Source organism: Pseudomonas sp. Larv2_ips, from assembly GCF_963879675.1.
GTDB lineage: Bacteria > Pseudomonadota > Gammaproteobacteria > Pseudomonadales > Pseudomonadaceae > Aquipseudomonas.
On sequence record NZ_CAWOAW010000014.1, the window covers coordinates 1,575,928 to 1,598,977 of the forward strand.

Annotated in this window: 23 protein-coding genes; 9 read left to right on the forward strand and 14 right to left on the reverse strand. The window is 59.6% G+C overall.

The window, feature by feature from the left end; genetic code table 11:
- Position 1 precedes the first annotated feature (1 nt).
- From AACV02_RS13935 to arnC, 7 genes are read right to left on the reverse strand one after another with little or no spacing between them, the layout of a single operon-like run.
- Positions 2-1,381: a UDP-glucose dehydrogenase family protein gene (locus tag AACV02_RS13935; protein ID WP_106579201.1), complete on the reverse strand. Its 1,380-nt coding sequence runs from the start codon at positions 1,379-1,381 to the stop codon at positions 2-4.
- Positions 1,378-1,791, reverse strand: a complete 414-nt coding sequence (arnF, locus tag AACV02_RS13940) for a 4-amino-4-deoxy-L-arabinose-phosphoundecaprenol flippase subunit ArnF (protein ID WP_119740364.1) — start codon at positions 1,789-1,791, stop codon at positions 1,378-1,380. Before arnF ends, AACV02_RS13935 begins: the two co-directional genes overlap by 4 nt.
- Positions 1,788-2,135: a 4-amino-4-deoxy-L-arabinose-phosphoundecaprenol flippase subunit ArnE gene (gene arnE, locus AACV02_RS13945; RefSeq protein WP_106579203.1), complete on the reverse strand. Its 348-nt coding sequence runs from the start codon at positions 2,133-2,135 to the stop codon at positions 1,788-1,790. Before arnE ends, arnF begins: the two co-directional genes overlap by 4 nt.
- The gene (gene arnT, locus AACV02_RS13950) at positions 2,132-3,787 is read right to left on the reverse strand and encodes a lipid IV(A) 4-amino-4-deoxy-L-arabinosyltransferase (protein ID WP_119740366.1); all 1,656 of its coding nucleotides are present in this window, start codon (positions 3,785-3,787) and stop codon (positions 2,132-2,134) included. The genes arnE and arnT overlap by 4 nt, the downstream gene beginning before the upstream one ends.
- Entirely contained in the window at positions 3,784-4,668 is an 885-nt protein-coding gene (arnD, locus tag AACV02_RS13955; RefSeq protein WP_119740368.1) for a 4-deoxy-4-formamido-L-arabinose-phosphoundecaprenol deformylase, read from the reverse strand. Before arnD ends, arnT begins: the two co-directional genes overlap by 4 nt.
- Positions 4,668-6,659: a bifunctional UDP-4-amino-4-deoxy-L-arabinose formyltransferase/UDP-glucuronic acid oxidase ArnA gene (arnA, locus tag AACV02_RS13960; protein WP_119740370.1), complete on the reverse strand. Its 1,992-nt coding sequence runs from the start codon at positions 6,657-6,659 to the stop codon at positions 4,668-4,670. Before arnA ends, arnD begins: the two co-directional genes overlap by 1 nt.
- Complete coding sequence (gene arnC / locus AACV02_RS13965; protein WP_119740372.1) at positions 6,656-7,696, reverse strand: undecaprenyl-phosphate 4-deoxy-4-formamido-L-arabinose transferase; 1,041 nt, start codon at positions 7,694-7,696, stop codon at positions 6,656-6,658. The genes arnA and arnC overlap by 4 nt, the downstream gene beginning before the upstream one ends.
- A gap of 471 nt (positions 7,697-8,167) precedes the next feature.
- Here arnC and AACV02_RS13970 point away from each other — a divergent pair, with 471 nt between their 5' ends.
- Positions 8,168-8,986, forward strand: a complete 819-nt coding sequence (locus AACV02_RS13970; protein WP_119740374.1) for a M949_RS01915 family surface polysaccharide biosynthesis protein — start codon at positions 8,168-8,170, stop codon at positions 8,984-8,986.
- 108 nt (positions 8,987-9,094) lie between these two features.
- A complete protein-coding gene (locus tag AACV02_RS13975) occupies positions 9,095-10,009 on the forward strand; it encodes a site-specific integrase (RefSeq protein WP_106579209.1) in 915 nt (304 codons plus the stop codon).
- A gap of 117 nt (positions 10,010-10,126) precedes the next feature.
- Here AACV02_RS13975 and AACV02_RS13980 read toward each other — a convergent pair whose 3' ends face one another.
- Positions 10,127-10,984: an SDR family oxidoreductase gene (locus AACV02_RS13980; RefSeq protein WP_119740376.1), complete on the reverse strand. Its 858-nt coding sequence runs from the start codon at positions 10,982-10,984 to the stop codon at positions 10,127-10,129.
- A gap of 96 nt (positions 10,985-11,080) precedes the next feature.
- Complete coding sequence (locus AACV02_RS13985; RefSeq protein ID WP_119740378.1) at positions 11,081-11,992, reverse strand: LysR substrate-binding domain-containing protein; 912 nt, start codon at positions 11,990-11,992, stop codon at positions 11,081-11,083.
- A 114-nt stretch (positions 11,993-12,106) separates the two neighbouring features.
- On the opposite strand from AACV02_RS13985, the gene AACV02_RS13990 reads away from it, so the two are divergent.
- Positions 12,107-12,715, forward strand: coding sequence for a LysE family translocator (locus tag AACV02_RS13990; RefSeq protein ID WP_119740380.1), 609 nt, complete (start codon positions 12,107-12,109; stop codon positions 12,713-12,715).
- A 9-nt stretch (positions 12,716-12,724) separates the two neighbouring features.
- Here AACV02_RS13990 and AACV02_RS13995 read toward each other — a convergent pair whose 3' ends face one another.
- The gene (locus AACV02_RS13995) at positions 12,725-13,930 is read right to left on the reverse strand and encodes a multidrug effflux MFS transporter (RefSeq protein ID WP_119740382.1); all 1,206 of its coding nucleotides are present in this window, start codon (positions 13,928-13,930) and stop codon (positions 12,725-12,727) included.
- Positions 13,931-14,169: 239 nt separating this feature from the next.
- Here AACV02_RS13995 and rbsK point away from each other — a divergent pair, with 239 nt between their 5' ends.
- From rbsK to AACV02_RS14010, 3 genes are read left to right on the forward strand one after another with little or no spacing between them, the layout of a single operon-like run.
- A complete protein-coding gene (rbsK, locus tag AACV02_RS14000; RefSeq protein WP_119740385.1) occupies positions 14,170-15,099 on the forward strand; it encodes a ribokinase in 930 nt (309 codons plus the stop codon).
- A gap of 32 nt (positions 15,100-15,131) precedes the next feature.
- On the forward strand, positions 15,132-16,463 hold the full coding sequence (fucP, locus tag AACV02_RS14005) for an L-fucose:H+ symporter permease (protein ID WP_119740387.1): 1,332 nt from the start codon (positions 15,132-15,134) through the stop codon (positions 16,461-16,463).
- Complete coding sequence (locus AACV02_RS14010; RefSeq protein ID WP_119740389.1) at positions 16,460-17,506, forward strand: aldose 1-epimerase family protein; 1,047 nt, start codon at positions 16,460-16,462, stop codon at positions 17,504-17,506. The genes fucP and AACV02_RS14010 overlap by 4 nt, the downstream gene beginning before the upstream one ends.
- Here the strand turns inward: AACV02_RS14010 and deoR are convergent.
- A complete protein-coding gene (gene deoR, locus AACV02_RS14015) occupies positions 17,503-18,261 on the reverse strand; it encodes a DNA-binding transcriptional repressor DeoR (RefSeq protein ID WP_119740391.1) in 759 nt (252 codons plus the stop codon). The genes AACV02_RS14010 and deoR overlap by 4 nt on opposite strands.
- A 130-nt stretch (positions 18,262-18,391) precedes the next feature.
- Between deoR and deoC the strand changes: the two genes are divergently transcribed.
- Complete coding sequence (gene deoC / locus AACV02_RS14020; protein ID WP_119740393.1) at positions 18,392-19,075, forward strand: deoxyribose-phosphate aldolase; 684 nt, start codon at positions 18,392-18,394, stop codon at positions 19,073-19,075.
- A 54-nt stretch (positions 19,076-19,129) separates the two neighbouring features.
- On the opposite strand, the gene AACV02_RS14025 is transcribed toward deoC, so the two are convergent.
- Positions 19,130-19,507 (reverse strand): winged helix-turn-helix transcriptional regulator, encoded by a 378-nt coding sequence (locus AACV02_RS14025; RefSeq protein ID WP_119740395.1) that lies wholly within the window; start codon positions 19,505-19,507, stop codon positions 19,130-19,132.
- Positions 19,508-19,606: 99 nt separating this feature from the next.
- On the opposite strand from AACV02_RS14025, the gene AACV02_RS14030 reads away from it, so the two are divergent.
- Complete coding sequence (locus tag AACV02_RS14030; RefSeq protein ID WP_106580332.1) at positions 19,607-20,356, forward strand: SDR family NAD(P)-dependent oxidoreductase; 750 nt, start codon at positions 19,607-19,609, stop codon at positions 20,354-20,356.
- 183 nt (positions 20,357-20,539) lie between these two features.
- On the opposite strand, the gene AACV02_RS14035 is transcribed toward AACV02_RS14030, so the two are convergent.
- A complete protein-coding gene (locus AACV02_RS14035; RefSeq protein ID WP_157986839.1) occupies positions 20,540-20,893 on the reverse strand; it encodes a nuclear transport factor 2 family protein in 354 nt (117 codons plus the stop codon).
- Positions 20,894-21,048: 155 nt separating this feature from the next.
- Complete coding sequence (locus AACV02_RS14040; protein ID WP_119740400.1) at positions 21,049-21,879, reverse strand: oxidoreductase; 831 nt, start codon at positions 21,877-21,879, stop codon at positions 21,049-21,051.
- 124 nt (positions 21,880-22,003) lie between these two features.
- Here AACV02_RS14040 and AACV02_RS14045 point away from each other — a divergent pair, with 124 nt between their 5' ends.
- Entirely contained in the window at positions 22,004-22,900 is an 897-nt protein-coding gene (locus AACV02_RS14045; RefSeq protein ID WP_119740402.1) for a LysR family transcriptional regulator, read from the forward strand.
- The last annotated feature ends 150 nt before the right edge of the window (positions 22,901-23,050 follow it).

The window sequence follows — 23,050 nt, forward strand, 5'->3', positions numbered from 1 at the left end:
ATCAGGCTTCCTTGACCTGCTGTACCCAGTTTTGCTGAGGGATCGGCAGTTCACAGGAGTCGCCACGGCCCATCGGGAAGTACTTGAAGCCTTTGCGTGCCAGGCGTTCGCCGTCATACAGGTTGCGACCGTCGAAGATCACCGGGTTTTTCAGGCGTGCGTGGATCAGGTCGAAATCCGGCGCCTTGAACTGCTGCCATTCGGTGCAGACGATCAGCGCATCGGCGCCGCTCAAGGCCGATTCCGGCGTGCCCAACAGCGTCAGGCGTGACTCGTCGCCGTAGATGCGCTGAGTTTCCTGCATGGCTTCCGGGTCAAATGCACGGACATTGGCACCCGCGGCCCACAAGGCCTCCATCAGCACACGGCTCGGTGCATCGCGCATGTCATCGGTGTTGGGCTTGAACGCCAGGCCCCACAAGGCAAAAGTCTTGCCCTGCAGGTTGCCCTTGAAGTAAGCGTTGATACGCTCGAACAGCTTGCTCTTCTGGCGCTGGTTGATCGCTTCCACGGCTTCCAGCAAGTCGCTGGAGCAGTTGGCTTGCTTGGCGCTGTGGATCAAGGCGCGCATGTCCTTGGGGAAGCAGGAACCACCGTAGCCGCAACCGGGGTAGATGAAGTGGTAACCGATCCGCGAGTCGGCACCGATGCCCAGGCGCACGGCTTCGATGTCCGCGCCCAGGTGTTCGGCCAGCTCGGCGATCTGGTTGATAAAGCTGATCTTGGTCGCCAGCATGCAGTTGGCGGCGTACTTGGTCAGTTCGGCGCTGCGCAGGTCCATGAAGATGATGCGGTCATGGTTGCGGTTGAACGGCGCGTAGAGGTCGCGCATCACTTCACGCACTTCCTCGCGCTCGCAGCCGATGATGATGCGGTCCGGACGGCGGCAGTCGGCGACGGCCGAGCCTTCCTTGAGAAATTCCGGGTTGGAGACGATATCGAACTCCAGCTGCCGGCCGGCGGTGCGCAGGTTCTTTTCGATGTGCGCACGCAGGGTGTCGCCGGTGCCGACGGGAACGGTGGATTTTTCCACCAGGATCACCGGCTCCACGCGGTGGCGGGACACGGCATCACCCACCGACAGCACGTATTTGAGGTCGGCCGAGCCGTCTTCATCCGACGGCGTGCCCACGGCAATAAACAGCACTTCACCGTGTTCGACCGCGAGCTTTTCATCGAAGGTAAAGTGCAGGCGCCCGCTTTCCAGGTTTTCCTTGACCATGGCCGCAAGCCCCGGCTCGAAGATGGTCACATGGCCTTTCTGGAGCGACTCGACCTTGCTCTTGTCCACGTCCATGCAGATCACATCGTGACCGACTTCGGCCAATACGGTGGCCTGCACCAGACCGACGTAACCGCTACCAAATACACTGATTTTCATGGGACATTCCTGGGGCTTGCAACGCTAGCACGACGAGAGTTAATAACCAGAACACCGAGGATGACCAACGCCACCCCCAGGGTTTTTGAAAGCGAAAAAGCTTCGTGGAACACCGGCAGGCTGGCAGCCAGCAGGTAGACCAACGCGTAGCTGATGCTGAGCAGCGAATAGGCGCGACCCAGCGGCAAATGCTTGAGTGCGCCAAGCCAGCACAGCATCGACAGCGCGTAGGCGATGATCGCCAGGACCACCACGCCCAAGGCGCCAAGGTCGATGGCATTGCTGTTGAACGCGCTCAGCCAGTCGGCTGGCAGCGGCAGGCGCGTCATGCTCCAGCGCATGCCCAATTGGGCGGCGCTGACCAGGCCGACACTGCCAAGGGCCAGGGCAAAGCCTTGAGCCCGGCTCATACGTGACGCCCCAGCAACACCACACCGCCGATCACCAGCGCCACGCCCAGCCAGTGCCGGCCGTCGATGTGTTCATGAAAAACAAAGCGCGCCATCAGCGTGACCAGTACAAAATTCAGGCTGAGCATCGGGTAGGCGATGCCCACTTCCAGGCGCTGCAACACCAGCAGCCAGACCAGCAGGCCCAGGCCCAGGCACACCAGCGCCGACCACAGCCACGGCGAGCGCAATTTGGGCGCCCAACCCTCCGGCTGGTCGCGCCAGCTTTCCACGGCAAACTTTTGCGAGACCTGGCCCATGCACGTCAGCAGGCATGCGCCCAGCAATAGAAGCAGGGTGATCATTGCGCGGCCTGTGGGAAAATCAGGATCACAATGTTGCCTTGCTCATAGCGTTTACCGTCCTTGGGCAGCAGGTTGACTTCGGCGACTTCATCGTCACCCTTGACCCGCATGACCACACCGACAGAACCTTTCTTGCGCGCCTCGCTCATCCATTGCTGGACTTCGTGGGTATCGATCCTGCGGTGCGCGGTGTCCGGGTAGGCGATGCCGTATTTCACTTCGCCGACCGTGTTGTAGAGGCTGACGTCCGGACGCCCCATGCGCCACGACAGCGCCGAGGCCGCGCCAAGGTCATTGCTGAGCAGGGAGGCAGTGGGTTGCAGTTCGTCCAGGTGATCGATGATGAACTGGTCCGGGGTCTTGTTGTAAACCACCGAATGCGGCAAGGCGGCGGGCACCAATGCCACCAGCAGCCAGCTGCCGATCACCGGCGCGGCCCACAGTTTCAGCGGGCGCGCCGCCTGGAGCAGGTTGACCACGATCCAACCGAACAGAAAGGTGAACAGCAGCACCAGGCTGAGGGTTTCTTCGCCGTGGTCATACACGGGCTTTTTCAATTGGAACCAGCTGAGCGCCAGCACCGCCAGAACACCCAGCGCCAGGTTCAACCAGCCGTTGATGCGCAAGGCCCGGCCGTGGCCCAGGGCGAGCTTGTCGCTCAGGGTCGAGCCCATCAACAAGGCCAACGGCAGCAGGCACGGCATGATGTACGACGGCAGCTTGCCTTTGGCCAGGCTGAAAAATGCCAGGGGCATCAGCAGCCACAGCAACAGGAAGGCGGTCTGCGGCAGGCGTTTTTGCAGCCACGCCTGTTTGATCGTGGACGGCAACAGCGCAATCCACGGCAGCGAGAACGCGACCATCAGCGGCAGATAGAACCAGAACGGCTCGGCGTGCTGGGCGTCATCACCGGCAAAGCGCTGGATATGCTCGTGCCAGAAGAAGAAGTTCCAGTAATCCGGCTCTTGCAGGTGCACGGCCAGCGCCCAGGGCAGGCTGACGATAATGGCCACGACCACGGCAACCACGCCGTACCCGAGCAACTCACGAAAACGCTTCTGCCAGATTGCATAGGGCAGGGCGATCAACACTGGCAGCAACCAGGCCAGAAACCCCTTGGTCATGAAACCCATGCCGCAGGCAAAACCCAGCAACGCCCAGGATCCCAAGCGGCCCTGGCGGGTGCTGCTGTCAAAGCAGAACCACAGCGCAACGCCGGTCAGGTTGACCCAGAAGGTGAATTGCGGGTCCAGGTTGGCGTAGCCACCCAGCAATGCCACGCTGACAAAGCTCATGTACAGCACGGTGCTGACCAGGCTTTTTTGCGGGTCATTCCACAAGCGGCGCGACACCAGGTAAACCAGCAGAATGCTCAGCCCGGTGCTCAGGGCCGACGCAAAGCGCACACCGAACAGGTTCTGACCGAAGATCGCCTGGCCCAGCGCGATCATCCAGTAGCCGGCAGCGGGTTTTTCGAAGTAGCGGATGCCCATGAAATGCGGCGAGGCCCATTTGCCGGTCAACAGCATTTCCTGGCTGATCTGCGCGTAACGGGTCTCATCGGGAATCCACAGGCCGTGGCTGGCCAGCGGTAACAGGTAAAACACGCCAAACGCCAACAGGAGCAGGGGCAGTGCCCAGCGCCGGATCATGCCTGCTGCACTCCGAGCCAACCCTCACGGCCGCTCAACGCGCCGCGCACCAGGTGTTGCTGGGGCAGGGTGGTCACATCCGCGGGCAGCAGGTCGCCCAGGGGTTGAAAGTCGATGCCGCGCTGCCCGGCCTGGGCAAGCAACTGGCGAAAATCATCAGCCATCAGAATCCCTTCTACTTCTGCGTGGATCGTGTAGACGTTCAGCTTCGACGCGCCAAACCGGTCAAGAATGAAGCTGTTGAAGTCTTTGGCAGCCACTACCGGCCCGACCACTTCGTCGAAGGTCGGCAGGTCTACCGGAATTTGTGGGGTGCCCGCACTGCCATCGGCCAGGGTCGGACGAAACAGGCTGGTGCCCCGGCAATCGCTGTTGTAGCGAAAGTTGAACGTTTGCTTGGCTTGCACCACGCGCTCATCGGCACGCCAACCGGCGGCCGCTGAACAGTCGATGCGTTCACCCAGAATGTCGCTCAGGGTGTCTACGCCACGACGGATCTGCTCGATGAGCTGTGCCTCGCTCCAGCGCCCGGTGTTGGCCTGCCAGCCGTGGTGATCCCACGCGTGCAGGCCGACTTCATGGCCGGCCGCCTTGGCCTGGCGCATCAAGTGCCCCAGGTCACGGCCAATCGGTTTGCCCGGCCAGGCGGTGCCGGCCAGCAAGATATCCCAGCCATACAGCCCGGCGGCATTGGAACGCAGCATCTTCCACAGAAATTGCGGGCGGATCAGGCGCCACAAGTGGCGCCCCATGTTGTCCGGCCCAACGCTGAAGAAGAACGTCGCTTTAACCCCGGCTTCATCCAGGGATTCGAGCAACCGCGGCACACCTTCACGGGTGCCACGGTAGGTGTCGACGTCAATGCGCAAGCCTGCCTTCATTACTTCTTGTCCGCGATTTCGAGCATGGCTTCCTTGAGGAAGAAGTCCAGGGTGTTGCCGATGGTTTCGCTCATCTCAACGGTAGGCTCCCAGTTCAGCAGGCGCTTGGCGTTTTCGATGCTTGGCTTGCGGTGTGCCACGTCCTGGTAACCGGTGCCGTAGAACGCCTTGCTCTCTACGTCGCGGAAACCGGCGAACGGCGGGAAGTTGCTGCGCAGCGGGTGAGCTTCGAACTGACGCAGCAGTTCTTCGCCCAACTGGCGGATGCTGGCTTCGTTTTCCGGGTTACCGATGTTGATGATCTGACCGTTGCAGTTGTCATTGTCGTTATCAATGATGCGCGCCAGGGCTTCGATGCCGTCGGCGATGTCAGTGAAGCAGCGCTTCTGCTCGCCACCGTCGAACAGACGGATCGGCGTGCCTTCCACCAGGTTCAGGATCAACTGGGTGATGGCGCGGGAGCTGCCGATACGCGCAGAGTCCAGACGGTCAAGGCGCGGGCCCATCCAGTTGAACGGACGGAACAGGGTGAACTTCAGGCCTTTGTCGCCGTAGGCCCAGATCACGCGGTCCAGCAGTTGCTTGGAGACCGAGTAGATCCAGCGCTGCTTGTTGACCGGCCCGACGACCAGGTTGGAGGTGTCTTCGTCGAAGTACTGGTCCTGGCACATACCATAGACTTCGGAGGTCGACGGGAAGATCACGCGCTTGTTGTACTTGACGCAGTAGCGAACCAGTTTCAGGTTCTCTTCGAAGTCCAGTTCGAACACGCGCAGCGGGTTACGGGTGTATTCGATCGGCGTGGCGATGGCCACCAGCGGCAGGACCACGTCGCACTTCTTGATGTGGTACTCGATCCACTCGGAGTGAATGCTGATGTCGCCTTCCACGTAATGGAAGTTCGGGTGGCTGCGCAGGCGCTCGATGGCGTCGGAACCGATGTCCAGGCCGTAGATTTCGTAACGGTCGTCACGCAGCAGGCGCTCGGACAGGTGGTTACCGATAAAGCCGTTCACACCCAGGATCAGTACGCGGGTACGGCGTGGCTTGCGGCCGGACTCGGCACCGCGCAGCACGGAACCGTCCACCAGGCCCAATTCATCCGCCAGCGAAGGGCCGGCCAGGTACAGGCCGTTTTCGTTGCGCTGGCCGAACTTGACCACCAGCGAGTCTTCGCCGCAGGCAATGCGCAGCGGGTTGACGCTGATTACGCGGCCTGGGGCCAGGCCTTCGTTACCCTTGACCACTTCAGCGTGCCAAACGATCAGTTTGTGCTCGCCCACAGCGCAGAAGGCGCCCGGGTACGGTTGGGTGACGGCGCGAACCAGGTTGAACAGCTCTTCAGCCGGCTTTTTCCAGTCCAGCTTGCCATCGGCAGCGGTGCGGCGGCCAAAGTAGGTGGCCTTGGTTTCGTCCTGAGCGGTTTCAGCCAGTTTGCCCTGGGCCAGTTGCGGCAGTGCGTCGCGCAGCAGGCTGGTGGCGGCGTCACGCAGCTTGGCGTGCAGGGTCAGGCCGGTGTCGGTACGGTCGATGACGACTTTCTGCTGGGCCAGGATCGGGCCGGCATCGGCGCGCTTGACCATACGGTGCAGGGTCACGCCGGTTTCGGTTTCGCCGTTGACCAGCACCCAGTTGGCCGGTGCACGGCCACGGTATTGCGGCAGCAGGGAGCCGTGCAGGTTGAACGCGCCTTTTTTGGCGGTGGCCAGCAAGGCTTCGCTCAGCAGGTTGCGGTAGTAGAACGAGAAGATGAAATCCGGGTTCAGCTTGGCGATGCGCTCGATCCACAGCGGGTGGTTGGCGTCTTCCGGTGCGTGCACCGGGATGCCGTTGCGGGCGCAGAGTTGGGCGACGGAACCGTAGAAATTGTTTTCCTTGGGGTCGTCGGCATGGGTGAACACGGCAGCAATGTCGTAGCCGGCGGTCAGCAGGGCTTCAATGCCTGCACAGCCAATATCGTGATAAGCGAAGACAACAGCTTTTGAATTCATGACGAAACCTGATCGGAAGGAGAAGTAGAAGTGGAGGTATGGGAGGACACCAGGCCGTCAACGACGACCACTGGAGCCGGTGCTGCCGGTTGGTTGCGCAGCACTTTTTCAATGAAGAAACGGGGGCGGGCGCGTACATCGCTGTACATGCGACCCAGGTATTCACCCAACAGGCCCATGCCGATGAACTGGCCACCGGTGAACACGAACAGCACCGCGAACAGCACGAACATGCCATCGCCAGCCCACTGTGCACCAAAGGCCAGGCGCAGGATGACCAGCGCAAAGGCGAACAGCACGCCCAGGGCGGCCAAACTGAAACCGACAATCGACAGCAGGCGCAGCGGCGTGGTGGTCATGCACGTCAGCAGGTCGAACATCAGGCTGATCAGGCGCATGGCGCTGTATTTGGATTCGCCGTGCTCACGCTCGGCGTGATGCACCAGGATTTCCGTGGTGTGGCGGGCAAAACCGTTGGCCAGGATCGGGATGAAGGTGCTGCGCTCGCGGCAGGCCAGCATGGCGTCGACGATGGTGCGCCGGTAAGCGCGCAGCATGCAGCCGTAGTCGGTCATGGCCACGCCGGTGGAGCGTTGCACGGCCAGGTTGATCAGGCGCGAAGGCCAGCGGCGGAACGCCGAGTCCTGGCGGTTGTTGCGTACGGTGGCGACCACGTCGTAGCCCAGGGCGACTTGCTCGACGAGGCGCGGGATTTCTTCCGGCGGGTTTTGCAGGTCGGCGTCGAGGGTAATTACCACTTCGCCACGGCACTGCTCGAAGCCGGCCATGATCGCCGCATGCTGGCCGTAGTTACGGTTGAGGATCACCGCCACTACATGGCTACCTTCTTGCGCGGCAGCGTCTTCCAGCAATTGGGCCGAATTGTCGCGACTACCATCATCGACCAGGATGATTTCGTATTCGTAGGCCAGTTGCTTGCAGGCTGCGCTCGTGCGACGCAGCAATTCAGGCAGGCTCTCTTGTTCGTTGTAGACCGGGATGACGATCGACACGCAATGAATAGGGTAGGGTTTCAAAGATTCATGACCTCGGGGCTAGAGCAGGTTGGCGCGTGAAAACAGCAGTCATCGGCGGCTGAAGGTTCAGAAAACTGATTAAACATAGCGTGGGTTTGCGGTGTTCATTCGACCTTCCTGAGACTGGCAATAATTTCTTCCATGGGCAAGCGTAGTAAAGACGAAATGTCTCAAAGGTAAAGCGTAATCAACAAGTTAGTCCGATAACACGCGCCTCGTTCTCAAGTCCTGGGGCCAAGATTAAGCGGAAAAATGTTGAACGAATATGAAAGGCGGATGAAAAACTCGTTTATTTGACAGGTAGACAGCTAGGGTTCAGCTAAGTAACTGAGGCGCCAGGGGATACCTTGAACCGGTAAAACCGTGGCGTTTTTTGCAGCTTGCAGTGTGCCGCCGGTTTTATTCAACAAACTTCTCTGCATTGCCCCTCAAGTGCCGGTAAAGTAAGCCATCTCTTGCCAGGGTACTCGGATGAATAGCGTGCAGCTTTTACGCGGCCAGTTGCGGCCCGCGTTGATGGGATTGTTGATGGCTGTGGCCTGCGTCACGACCGTGCGCGCCGATGATGGCGTGGCGCTCACCTCTGTCGATCAGGTGCCCGAAGGCGTCGAAGTGCGCGGCAAACAGGTCGCGGCCTACACCTGGGACGACAGCCAGGGCAAGAACCTTCTGGTGCTCGCCGAACAGGTCAGCGAACGCGATGACGATGGCACCCAGTCGGCGTTCGTCTACGCCGCGCAATACCTGCTCGCTGGCGATCATCCCAAGCGCGTGTGGATGCTCTATGACGATGTGCAGCATTGCCAGTTCGACGCCGCGCTGCGTTTTGACATGGCGGCCACCAAAGTCACCGACCTCACCGGCGACGGCATCACCCAGGCCACGGTGGGCTATTCGCGCACGTGCACCAGCGATGTCAGCCCCAACGAATTCAAACTGATCATGCACGTTGGCAAATCCCAGAAGTACCGCCTGCGCGGCGTCGATCGCGTTGGGGCGAGCTGGTGGGACGAGGAAGCCGGCGCCTTGCGGGGTATGCCGCTGCCCAAGGATTGCAGCGTGGCGGCGCAGCAGGCGCTGGTCAGTCAGTACAAGGAGCAGGGCACCGAGTTACCTCTGCCGGGCTGCTATGGCGATGAAAAGGACTTTGCCAAGGCGCCGGACAGCTACCTGGCGTTCATGCGCCAGCATTGGTTCGCGCTGATGCAGAAGCAGGACACCGAGTGGAGTCAATCCCAGACCCAGCCTCAGCCCGACGACGCGACCGGGGATGACGAAACGGCCCCGTGATTTGGTGCCAGGGCCGGTCCTGCGCTAGACTCGGCCTTCGCCAATTCACTAAATACCTCGATTAAACAATGGCTTGATCGAGGTATTTAATCCAAAGGCTGATCTCCCTTGACTGAGTCCATCCGCAACCCGCTGACCCTTTACCTCACTCGCCTCGCGCCCTCCAGCCAACTGACCATGCGCTACGTGCTGCAGGACGCCGCCGACCGCCTGGGCTTCGAAGACATCAACCTCGAAGACATCGACTGGCACCTGCTGCAACCTGAACACGTGATTGCCCTGGTCGCCGCACTGCGCGAGGACGGCTACGCGCCCAACACCTCTTCGCTGTATGTGAATGCCGTGCGTGGGGTCATGAACGAAGCCTGGCGCATGAGCCTGATCAGCCAGGACCACCTGCTCAAGATGCGCTCGGTCAAGGCGGCGCCCGGGACCCGACTGGGCCAGGGGCGCAATTTGCGCCGCAGCCTGATTCGCGAGCTGATGGAAGTCTGCGCTGCCGACCCGCGCCCTCAGGGCCTGCGGGATGCGGCGGTGATCGGCATTTTGTATGGGTCGGGCATGCGCAAGTCAGAGTCGGTGAACCTCGACCTGGCGCAGATCAACTTCGAGGAGCGCAGCCTGCGCGTGACCGGCAAAGGCAACAAGGCGTTGATCAAGTACGCGCCCGCCTGGGCATTTGAAAAGCTGACAGCCTGGCTGGACTTTCGTCGCGAGCAGCTCAAGGACGGCGAGCAGGACGATACGTTCCTGTTCAACCGCATTCGCCGGGGCAGCCATATCACCCGTGAGCGCATTACCAAACACGCGATTTATTACATCGCCCGTCAACGCGGCGAACAGGTTGGCGTGAAAATCATGCCGCATGACTTCAGGCGTTCGTTCATCACCCGCGTGATTGAGGAACATGACCTGTCAATCGCGCAGAAACTCGCGCACCACAGCAATATCCAGACCACCGCCAGCTATGACGTACGCGACGACAATGAGCGGCGGCGAGCCGTGGACCGGTTTGATTTATAACTTCAGTCAACCATGTGAGAGGGGGGCTTGCTTCCGAAGATGCAGGGTCAGCGACTCACTGACTGACCCTGCGCTATCGGGAGCAAGCCCCCTTCTTTACTTGGTGGTTTACCGGGTTTAGAGGATTGGCTTGCCGCCGGTGACCGCGTAGCGCGAACCGGAGATATAGCTGGCTTCATCCGAGGCCAGCAACACATAGATCGGCGCCACTTCTACCGGCTGGCCGGGGCGCCCCAGTGGGGTTTCGCTGCCAAAGCTCTGCACGTCTTTGTCCGTCATGGTCGCTACGATCAGCGGTGTCCAGATCGGGCCCGGCGCTACGCTGTTGACCCGAATGCCTTTGTCACCCAGCAATTGCGCCAGGCCGCCGGTGAAATTGGCAATGGCGCCCTTGGTGGCGGCATAGGCCAACAGCGTTGGCTTGGGCATGTCGGAATTGACCGAACTGGTATTGATGATCGAACTGCCGGCTTTCATGTGGGGCAGGGCGGCCTTGCAGATGCGAAACATCGCGGTGATGTTGATATCGAAGGTCCGCACCCATTCCTCGTCTTCGATCTCTTCGAGGGTTTCGTGGGTCATCTGGAACGCGGCGTTATTGACCAGCACGTCGATGCGCCCGAACTGTTCGACGGTCTTGTCGACCAGCGCCTGGCACGTGGCCTTTTGGGCAATATCGCCGGGCAGCAACAGGCACTGGCGGCCCGCTTCTTCAACCCAGCGTGCGGTCTCCTTGGCGTCTTCATGCTCGTCCAGGTAAGCGATGGCCACATCGGCGCCTTCACGGGCAAACGCAATGGCGACTGCGCGGCCAATGCCGCTGTCGGCACCGGTGATCAGCGCGATTTTGTTGGCCAGCCGGCCCGAGCCCTTGTAGCTCTTCTCGCCGCAGTCGGGGTACGGGTCCATTTTCTTCTGGGCGCCGGGTACGGATTGGGCTTGGGGGGCGAAGGGTGGGCGAGGGTAGTCAGTCATCTCAGTCTCCATAGGTCTTCAAGGGTGCTATGGAGTTAGTAGTTTTGCCGGCGGCGATAGTTGTAGTGAATGTCGGGCAAGCCCGACGAATGGTTTTCAGCCAGCCGCCGGCAAGAACTCAAGGCCTGGCAGCTCCAGCGTCGGAACGAGCCGGCTCAGGCACTCGTACAGTTCACGCAAGGTATGTGCGTGGCGGCTCGCTCTGGGCCAGACCAGATAGTAGCCATCACCCGAGGCGACGGCCGTTGCGCAGGGCAGCGTGATCAGGCCGTCGCGCACATCGTTGGCCACCAGGTGCAGGTCGCCGATCGAGACACCATGGCCGCGCATGGCAGCCGAAATCGCCTGGTCCAGCGTATCGAAGACCTTGCCACGGTCCAGGTCGATACGCGCGGCAGACGGCTGGGCGGCCAGCCAGCGTCGCCAGTCCCGGCGGTCGGCAGTGGGGTGGATCAGTTCGGCCTCGGCCAGGTCAGTGTGCACCCAGCCGGGCGCGCAAATGGGGATCAACCATTCATCAAACAGTTTGTGTGCGTGCACATCGGCGCCGAACTGACCGTTGCCGAGCAAAATCGCGCAGTCGTAAGGCTCTGCGTAAAAGTCCACGCTGTCGAAATCCATCCAGACACTTGCCAGCTGTATCGCCATTTCAGGCGCGCTGAGCTTGAGGAGGTCCAGCGTGTGCAGCAGCCAGCGCATGGTCAGCGTCGATGGAGCCTTTAAACGTAAATCGCCAGTGCCGGCCCGGAAGGGCGCGCACGCCTGTTCGATGATGCGAAAGCCGACCTTGAGTTCCTGCGCAAGCCGTTCGCCCGCAACGGTGAGTTGCAGTCGAGGCCCTAGGCGTTCGAACAAACGACAGTTGAGGAGGCCCTCGAGGGTTTTGATATGGCGGCTGACCGCACTTGGAGTCAACGACAAGGCTTGCGCCGCGCGTGTAAACGAAGACGTGCGGGCCGCCACTTCAAAGGCGCGCAGGGCATACAGTGGTGGAAGGCGTTCGGCCATGGAGGGGCAGTCATTGTGATTAAAACTCATAGTAGGACACAGGCTTTTACGTTTTTCAACGCGCGCGGCCTGGCGCAAGCTCACACGCCTCACTTCACAAGGCGTTTAAGCGCGATGAATAGCTCGTTACTTCTGATTTATGTCTTCAGCGTAGTGGCCCTGATTGTCACGCCCGGGCCGGTGGTGGCGCTGATCATCACTACCAGCCTGCAATCCGGAAGCCGGCGCGCGCTGTTGACGGGGGCGGGCACCAACCTGGCGTCGCTGATCCTGGCGCTGGTGGCGGTACTGATTTTGTCGGGGAGTTTTTCCGTCAGTCCAGGCTTGCTGAGCGCGATCAGCTCTGTGGGCTGCCTGTTCATCTTGTACCTGGCGGTCCAGGGGCTGCGTTATCCACCTGGGCCAGGTGTCCATACCCGCTGCGCGCGCAGCGGTGTCGGCACGGGTTTTCTGGTGGGAATTTCCAACCCCAAGGACATCATTTTCTTCGTCGCCTTCTTTCCTCAATTCATCCACGTGGCGGACTCGTTCAGTGCCAGCGTGGCGTGGTTGATCGGGTTGTGGGTGCTTATCGACTTTGCGGTGCTGGCAGGGTACATCGCCCTCGCGCGCCAGGCGTTCGCGCTGAAGTACCGCGCGGCTATCAACCGCGTGGCGTGCCTGGTGCTGCTGGCCGTGGCCCTGATGGGTATCGTGCATTCAGGGCGTTTGCTGCTGGGATGACGATGCGTATCAGCTGCGTGGCGAAGGCTGTAGATGCACGGGCAAGCGGCGCAGTGTCCACCAGGTGGTCAGCATGGCCGCGACTGCGCACAGGGCGATGCCGATCAACATCGGTGCCGGCGTATGGTCGGCGTACAACCCGATCAGGGTCATGGACACGGCAGCGGTGATCATCTGGATGGCGCCCAACAGGGCCGACGCGGAACCCGCAACGGCGCCGTGGTCCTCCAGGGACAACACGCCGGCCGCTGGCAACAGCAGGCCAAGAAAGCCAAAGCCGATAAACAGCAGCGTCATCATTACCGCCAGGTGATTGCCCCACAGCGTGGTGGCGGCCAGCAGCACCATGATCGCCGCCACCGCCATGACCGACCAACGAATCACAGGTGCCAGACCAAAGCGCGCGCTCAGGCGGGCGGTCATTTGGCTCATGGCGAAGAACGACGCGGCATTGAGCGCAAAGCACAGGCTGAATTGCGTCGGCGTCAGGCCGAAATATTCGATGTACACAAACGGCGCGCTGCCGATGAACACAAAGAAGGTCGCCAGTCCGAAGCCGCTGACCACCGCCAAGCCGATAAACACCGGGTCGCGCAGCAGTGCGCCGTAACTGCCGATGGCGGTGCCCAGGGTCTTGCCCAATCGGCGCTCGGCCGGATGGGTTTCCGGCAACTGCACAATGGTCATCACCAGGCACAGCACGGACACCACAGCCAGTACGGCAAACACTTCGCGCCAACTCCAGAGTGAAATCACCACGCTGCCGGCCAACGGCGCCAGGATCGGCGACACGCTCATCACCAGCATCAGCAAGGCCATCAGGCGCGCGGCTTCGTGGCCGGTGTACAGGTCACGAACAATCGCCCGCGGGATGACCATGCCGGCGCACGCGCCGAAGGCTTGCAGGGCGCGAAAGCCGATCAGTACTTCGATGCTCGGTGCCAGGGCACAGCCGACACTGGCCACGGCGAAAATCACCAGGCCGGCGTAGATCGGCGGCTTGCGCCCGTACACATCGCTGAGGGGGCCATAGAACAGCTGGCACACGCCGATGATCATGAAGAACACCGTCAGGCTCATCTGCACCGCCGCCGGCGAGGCCTGCAGGCTGGCGCCAAGGGTGGGCAGGGCGGGCAAGTAACTGTCGATGGCGAAGGGGCCGATGGCGGTGATCAACCCCAGCAACAGGGCGAGGTGGGCGATGCTTCGAGACATGGGGTGTTCCGGGTGACGGCGAAAGATCGGCCAGCTTAGAGAGCCGCCCGAGGGGTTACAAGGTGGCGTTTACACAGGCGCTACATTTTTGGCCTTGAGCCTGTCGAGGCCGCCCATTCGGGCTGACCATTGATCTTTGCGCTGAAAAATAGATTGAATAATCACACTTAATGTTATTTAAATAACAAAACAAAAGCGCCACGACCTGCCTGGTCGTGCTGCAACAAGGTGGAATAGCAATGAGCAAGATCGCAGTCATCGGCAGCAATATGGTGGATCTGATTACCTACATCGACCGCATGCCGGCCCAGGGCGAAACCCTCGAAGCGCCGGGGTTTGCCCTCGGTTGCGGCGGCAAGGGTGCCAACCAGGCGGTGGCGGCAGCCAAGCTTGGGGCCGATGTATTGATGCTGAGCAAGGTCGGCGACGACATGTTTGCCGACAACACCCTGGCCAACTTCCAGCGCTTTGGCATCGACACTCGTTATGTGCAACGGGTGCCTGGCGTTTCCAGTGGTGTGGCGCCGATTTTTGTGCGCACCGACTCCCACAACAGCATCCTGATCGTCAAAGGCGCCAATGCGTATTTGTCGCCGGCGGACATCGAGGCAGCGGCGGCTGATTTGCGTGAGTGCACGCTGATTGTGTTGCAGCTGGAGATCAACCTGCAGACGGTCTACTACGCCATCGAATTCGGGCACCGACATGGCATTGCGGTGCTGCTCAATCCAGCGCCGGCGCTGCCTGGCCTGGATGCCGACTACCTGGCAAAACTGGATTTTCTGATCCCCAACGAATCGGAGCTGGCGCTGATCACGGGCCTCACCGTGGACTCGCCGGACTCGGCCCGCGCCGCTGCGCAAACCCTGGTGACCAGCGGCGTTCGCCACGTCATCGTCACGCTCGGCGAGCAGGGTGCGTTGTACGTGGGCGAGGAGGGCACCTTCCAGGTGCCGGGCCAGCGGGTGGTCGCCCGTGACACCACCGGTGCCGGCGACGCCTTTATCGGGTGTTTCATCCAGCACTGGAACCGCGATGGCGATATCCGCCATGCCATGGAGCAGGCGGTGGCGTATTCCGCGTGCTCGGTGACGGCGCTGGGTACGCAGACCTCCTATCCCGACAGCGAAGCGTTCTCGCGCTTCCAGCAACAGCGCCAAGCCATCTAACTCGGCTTCTTAATCCAGCCCGGAGAACGATAATGAACAAACCTGCGCTGCAACAGACACCCGATGGGTTCTACCTGAACCGCACGCCCTGGTTCGCTTTTATTCTGCTGTGCAGCATCTTCGCGTTGTGGGCCGCGGCGGCGAGCATGAACGACGTGCTGATCGCACACTTCAAGAAAGCGTTTTTGCTCAGCGATTTTCAGACCGCCTTTGTGCAGTCGGCGTTTTACCTGGGCTACTTTTTTGTGGCGATTCCGGCAGCGATGGTGGTGCGCCGCCTGAGCTACAAAAGTACGATCCTGATCGGCCTGTCGCTGTACATGCTCGGCTGTTTGCTGTTTTTCCCGGCGGCGTCGACGGCCAAGTACGGCATGTTCCTGCTGGCACTGTTTGTGATCGCGGCCGGGCTGTCGTTCCTGGAAACCGCCTGCAACACCTACTCGACGTTGATGGGCCCACGGGAAACCGGGACGCGGCGCTTGAACATCTCGCAGACCTTTCACCCGTTCGGCGCCATGGCCGGGGTTTATGTGGGCAGCTTTGTGATGTTCAAGGACACCGATGCCACCACTGCACAGCTCAAGCAGATGAGTGTCACCGATGCGGCGGTGCAACAATTGCAAATGATCCAGTCCACGCTGTTGCCCTACAAGTGGATGATCGCCGTGCTGGTGTTGATGTTCATCCTGATCGCCATTACTCGTTTCCCGGCCTGCAAGGGCAACGCACCTGTCGACAATACGTCTGGCAGCTTGCGCAAAAGCCTGGGGCGGCTGTGGCGTAACCCGCGGTTTACCTTTGGCGTGCTCGCGCAATTTCTGTATGTGGGCGCACAGGTGGGCGTGTGGAGTTTCACCATTCGCCTGGCCATGCAAATGGGCGGCATGAATGAGCGCAGCGCTTCATGGTTTCTGCTGACCACCTTTGCCGCCTATTTTGTCGGCAAGTTGATCGCCAATCTATTGATGCGGCGCCTGCACCCGGCCAAGGTCTTGGCGATCTACGGGGTGCTGTGCATTGTGCTGCTGGCCTACACCATTCTGGTGCCGAACATTTCTGCGGTGTACGCCGCGGTCGGCGTGAGTATTTTTCTTGGCCCGTGCTGGCCGACCATCTACGGCCTGACCATCGATGGCCTGGGTGAAGACACGGGTGTGGGCGGTTCATTGCTGGTGATGAGCATCGTCGGCGGCGGGGTGATTCCGATCTTCCAGGGCCTGTTGTCCGACGCCAGTGGCGGCAACATGCAGCTGGCCTATAGCGTACCGCTGCTGTGCTTTATCGTGATTGTGATGTACGCGGTCAAATGCCTGCGCCAGCCGGACGCGTTGCCCTCACGTGCAGCCGCGGCGGTGGCCTCATGAATGCGCGTATCCCGTTGTACCGGGCGGTGTTTGCCGAGCAGGAAAGGGTGCTTTTGCAGTCTGAGGATTTCAAGGTCAGCGCCTGGACTTATGCGTCTGGCGTGTTGGCGGTGAGCCTGGAGAACAGCCGTGGACGTCTGGTCGTGTTGCCGTATCAAGGGCAGATGATCTGGTCGGCCGAATTTGACGGCTGCGACCTGACCATGCGCAACCTGTTCGACGCGCCCAGGCCAAGCCCGACGGTCATCGACACTTACGGTTGCTTCATGTTTCACAGTGGCCTGTTGCGCAACGGATGCCCGGCGCCGGATGACACGCATGCCTTGCACGGTGAAATGCCCTGCGCGCCCATGGACTCGGCCTGGCTGGAACTCGGCGAGGGCTTTGTGCGCCTGGGCGGCTCGTATCACTATGCCAAGGGATTCGGCGATCGCTACCGGGCGAGCCCGAACGTAACGCTGCGCGCCGACTCAGCCTTGTTCGATATCGACATGGGCGTGACGAACCTGGCCGGCAAGCCGATGGACCTGATGTACATGGCCCACATGAACTACGCGTACGTGGACGACGCTCGATTCGTCGAGCCACTGGGCATGCAGCGCTTGCGCCTGCGCACCAGTGTGCCGGACCACGTCAAGCCGACGCCGGACTGGAGCGCCTACATGGCGCAACTGGCCGAGCATCCAACCCAGTTGGCCAGCCTCGACACGCCTGCGCTGTACGACCCTGAGATCGTGTTTTTCTTCGACGACGTGGGCACAGACGCCACGGGCTACGCGCATTTCTTACTGGATCATCCGGCTGGTTCGGCGTTCTACACCCGTTACCGCCCCGAACAATTCGCGCACGCTGCACGCTGGATTCTGTACACGCCGGATCAGCAAGTGGCGGCGTTCGTGCTGCCATCGACCTGCGAACCCGAGGGCTATAACGCCGAGAAAGCCAAAGGCCACGTGCGGTGCCTGGCGGCCGGGGCCAGCGCCTCGTTCAGCGTGACCACCGGCTATTTGAATGCGCAGGAACGGCAGACATTATTGGGTTAGATCAGCAACTGCGCGCCGCTGGCCTGGATGGCCTCTTTATAAGCACGCGGGATTTTCTTGTCGCTGACCACGTACTGGAAGTCTTCCAGGTTGGCGAAGTGGGCGGTGCGCACCGTGTCGAACTTGCTGAAGTCGGCCAGCAACACGCGCTGCTGGGCCTGGCGCAGGACCTTTTGTTTGACCTCGACTTCATTGAAGTTGAAGCACGTCACGCCGAACGCCTGGCTGACGCCGGCGGCAGTCACGAACGCCCAGGTCAGGCGCACGCTGTCGAGGATGCTGCTCTCGGCGCTGCTTTCAAAGACCTGGTTCTTGCGGTGGAAGGTACCGCCGCACAACACGATGTGGCAGTTGGCTTTGTTCTGCAGCTTGAGCAGCACGTTCAACGAACTGCACACCGCGGTGAACTCCAACTCATCGGGGATGAAATCAATGACAAAGGGCGAGGTGGTGCCGCAGTCGAAAAACACCGTGTCGCCGGGCTGTATCAACCGCGCGGCGAGCTTGCCGATACGGCGTTTCTCCTCGACGTGGCGTGTGTCCTGGTCGGCTACGCGGTAATCGCCGGCCTCGCCGCTGACCCGGGTGATGTAGCCACCCAGCAGGCGTACGTGCTCGGTGAAGTGGTTGAGATCGCGGCGCAGGGTCATCTCGGACACCTCCAGCAGCGCAGCCATTTCCCGCAGGTGGATGGCGTTCTGGTCCTGCAAAGCTTGTTGGATAAGCTTGAGTCGCTCGGCTTTTTTACTGTCCACGCGTATTCCAGGGCTTGATTGTTTGTGTTAGACAAGTAACATTTAATGATATTATTGTAACGCATTAGTGTGGGCATTGTGACAAGCGCGTCCCACGATCATTGGCAACATACAGGCAAGGGCACGTTAAATGAACTCTCTTCAACCCGCAGCATTGGCCAAGTACATCGATCACACCTTACTGGCGCCCGACGCCTCCCGTGAGCAAATTCGCACCTTGTGCGAGGAGGCCATGCAGCATGGTTTTTATTCAGTGTGCCTGAACTCCGCGCAAGTGCCTTACGCCGCCTCATGCCTGACTGACAACGACGTGGTGATCTGTGCGGTGGTGGGCTTTCCACTGGGCGCCGGCTTGAGCGACACCAAGGCCTTTGAAGCTGAACGAGCGATTGCCGCCGGGGCAGGGGAGATCGACATGGTGCTCAATATCGGCTGGCTGAAGGAAGGGCTGCTTGAGGCGGTGCGTGAAGACATCGCCGCGGTTCACAGGGCCTGCGGCGCTGTGCCGTTGAAGGTCATCCTGGAAACCTGCCTGTTGAGCGACGAACAGAAAGTCCAGGCGTGTGAAATCTGCCGGGACCTGGGGGTGGCATTCGTGAAGACGTCCACCGGGTTCAGCCGTAGCGGTGCGACTGCAGAAGACGTGGCGCTGATGCGCAAAACCGTGGGCGCCGACGTTGGCGTAAAAGCCTCCGGTGGCGTGCGTGATTATCCGACGGCAGTGAAGATGATCGAGGCCGGGGCTACGCGTCTGGGCAGCAGTTCGGGCATAGCGATAGTCGGTGGGGCAACGACGGCGGCGAGCGGTTATTGATTGGCGCTTATATAACTCAACTAAATAGACATTTAGTTGAGTTATGCAAATAGATTATATCGAGGAGCGACTTTCAAGACGGGCGAGGGCAGCCATGCGACGCTCGCTGATGCGTTCCACAGCGTCCATGTGTTCTGTTCCCCACACACACAGCGTCCCCAATGCCGTGGCCAGCGAGCGCCCGAATGGCGTCAGCGAGTATTCAACCTTCGGCGGGATTTCCTGGTAGTCGACGCGGGCGATGATCTCATCACGCTCCAACTCCTTGAGTTGCTGGATAAGGACCTTATCAGTCACGCCACCGATCGCACGCCGTAGCTCTCCATAGCGATGAACGTTCTGTGCCAGATGATAAAGGACCAACGGCTTCCATTTCCCGCCAATCACCGCCAGGGCCGCATCGAGCCCGCAGCTGAACGTGTTATTTGACATGGTTCTACTCGCCGAATTGGGTACTTACCAAAAGGTGCATACTATTCAAAACAATAGCGCGGATCTAGAGTCGAGCCTCGACATTCTCGGGAGTTCACCATGAGCAGGCTCAACGGAAAAATTGCAGTGATCACCGGCGGCAACAGTGGCATCGGCCTGGCAACCGCCATTCGCTTCGCAACCGAAGGCGCACAGGTGGTCATTGTGGGGCGCCGGCAGCAGGAATTGGACAACGCGCTACGCCTGATCGGCCCTGAAGCCATTGCCATTCAGGGCGACATTTCGAACCTGGACGACCTGGATCGCATCTTCACGCAAATCAAAGCTGCCAAAGGCCGAATTGACGTGCTGTTCGCCAATGCGGGCCTGGGGGATTTTCAGCCGATTGGTTCGATCACGGAGGAATCGTTTGACCGTACGTTCGGCATCAACGTCAAGGGCACCTTGTTCACCGTGCAAAAGGCTTTGGCACTGATGAGCACTGGAGGCTCTGTCATCTTGACCGGTTCAACCACAGGCACCATGGGCACACCGGCGTTCAGCGTATACAGCGCCACTAAGGCCGCGCTGCGTAATTTCGCCAGAAGCTGGGCGCTGGACCTCAAAGGCACTGGCATTCGCGTCAACGTACTTTCGCCCGGGCCGATCGCGACGCCTGGCCTGGACCTGGCGTTGTCAGGCACTGGCCAGAAGGATGCGATCATTGACGACATGACTGCACAGGTTCCACTGGGACGAATCGGCCAGGCAGAAGAAGTTGCGGCCGCAGCATTGTTCCTGGCATCGGATGAGAGCAGCTTCATGACCGGCAGTGAAATGTTCGTGGATGGAGGATTTGCCCAGGTGTGAAGCCAACAGGGGTTTTGCCCGTTGAAATCTGACGGGCACTGCCGCTGATTACGTAACATGATATTACGCATAATGTATATTATGTTAAATCGTATGTCATGTCATATAAAGTCCGTCAGAATCGACCTGGCCACCTTGTGACTTCGCGAATTCAGTCGCACCCAGACGCCATCGAACGGCCCTTCAATTTTGATGAAGATCTGCCGGCTTTACTCGCCATAACTCGTTAAATGCAACGCTGTCAAAGAAAGCAGTTCCTTTCACAGCCTTGCCATTGCGCATCGTTAGTAGCCAAACATAGTCGTTTTCATAGCGGGTGCCATCATTAGTTGTTCCCGCCCCGGAGAAACGAGCTCCGAACGGCCCCAGCACTCTTCGCATCAGCTCAGGCTTGCCCTTCGTCTTACCGGCGGCAGCTGAATTCCCTGAAATATTCCACTCGATGTCGTCTGAAAGCAATGATTGAAGCGACTCGTTATGGCCACCCATCCAGCCGATGAACGCGGTCGTGACAACAGCTTTGTTCGTGGCACTCATATTTAGCTCCGGCGCGGTGATATCGGACACCAATGACCGCGCGCCGGTTGGCGCGCAGACACTCGTTGCGAAGATTGATGCCAATACAAGCATCCGTAATATTCATTGCTCATGTACGTGAGCTTATTACCTAGAGTGAGCATCAATGTTGCGGATTAAATGGAGAAGTCAGTGCTGGCACTAAGGTGTTCCCACGCGTCGATTTCTTCACCCAACGCCTTCAGCTTTGCACGTACCAGCCTCAACCCGTCCGGCCCTAAAATAAGATGAACTGGAGGGCTGTCAGATCCGACAAGCGCGATAATCGCCTGGGCTGCTTTAACGGGGTCGCCAGGCTGTTTGCCTGACCGTTCCGCTCGAGCTTGTGCAAGCGGGCCAAGGAAGGGCTCGTAGTCTTCAATGAGGCGTGCTGGGCGGTGCATCGAGCGTCCGGCCCAGTCGGTTCGAAAAGCGGCGGGCTCCACAGCTGTTACTTTGATGCCAAACGCTTTTACTTCACTGGCCAACGTCTCGTTGATGCCCTCAAGCGCAAACTTGCTCGCGTTGTAGATGCCTGCACCTGGAAAAATCAGCAACCCGCAAATCGATGTGATGTTAATGATGTGTCCACTGCGCCGTTTGCGCATATACGGAAGCACCGCCTGAATGACGCTAATGGCTCCAAAGACATTTACATCAAATTGCGCACGTATGTCCGCCGAAAGTGCTTCCTCAATCGCCCCTTCATATCCATAACCGGCATTGTTGACCAGGACGTCGATAGGCCCAACCTCCTCCTCGACTTGTGCTACGACTCTTGGAATGTCCACCTCGGAACACACATCCAATACAAAACCAAATGACTGACCTTGCGCCATCTGGCTGAAGGTCACTCGTTGTTCTTCAGTGCGCAGGGTGCCCGCAACTTTATCACCTGAAGCAATCACAGCCTTTGCCAGTGCAAGCCCCAATCCGCTACTCACGCCAGTAATGAACCACGTTTTCATAGAACCTCCTCATTCGCCAAGAGGACAGCTGGAGCATCTGCTGCCAATTGAGACAAAGTATCGGCTCTGTTAATTTGACAATAAAGAGGGATAATCAAGAAGAACCTTGCAAGGATTTTGCACAATGGATCACTCAGACCTTTCAGCGCTTTCTGTTTTCGCTCGCGTTGCCAAAGACCAGAGTTTCACAGCAGCCGCGCAGGCCCTTGGCATCTCGGTGTCTTCTGCAAGCTATACCGTTCGGCAAATTGAACAGCGCTTGCAAACTAAGTTATTCAACCGCACCACTAGAAGCGTCAGCCTGACAGAGGCTGGAAGTGTGTTTCTCACCCGCATATTGCCGCTGATGGAACAGCTTGAGTCGGCTTTCGCCGACGCAGGCCGAGCCTCGAGTGAATCAATGGGAACGCTACGCTTGAGCGTTCCCCCCTCGGCGATACAAGTGGTCATAGCGCCCTACCTTAACGAGTTCCTTCTCCTCTACCCCGACATCAAAATCGACTTGATGGTTGATAACAGCCTTGTTGACATCGTCAGCAAACGCTACGACGCGGGGGTTCGTTACGACCATGTGTTGGCCCAGGATATGATCGCCATACCGCTGATCACTCAGATGCAATTTTGTGTAGTCGCATCCCCTGGCTATCTCGAGGGAAATCCACGGCCCCGCCACCCCCGCGACTTACTCAAGCATCAATGCATCAATTATCGGAGCGCAGACACCGATGCCTTGTATCGTTGGGAGTTTCAGAAATCGGGAGAGTCATTGCGGATGGCGGTTGCCGGACGGATCGCGTCCAATGACAGCGCAGTGATTCTCCAGGCTGCGCTGGACGGATTTGGCTTTGCTTACGTACTGCATCAATTCGCCTCACCGTATTTGCAAACCGGTGAATTGGTCAGCGTGCTAGAGGGTTGGAGTTCTCCAGCAACGCTGTACCTCTACCATTACAACCCTTCTGGGATGCCCAGGAAACTGCGGGTGTTCATCGATTTTCTAAAGGCGAAGCTGAGCGGGTGAACACCAGCGTCAATAGCGCTTATGCCAGTGAAAGGAAGGCCGGGGCAGCCCTCTTGAGAAGATAATGCATGACATCGGTATGTTTGACCGTAGCTCACCTTTGGATCTCAGCGGTTTTGATAATTCTGGGGCTAACTTCATGCCGCAGTT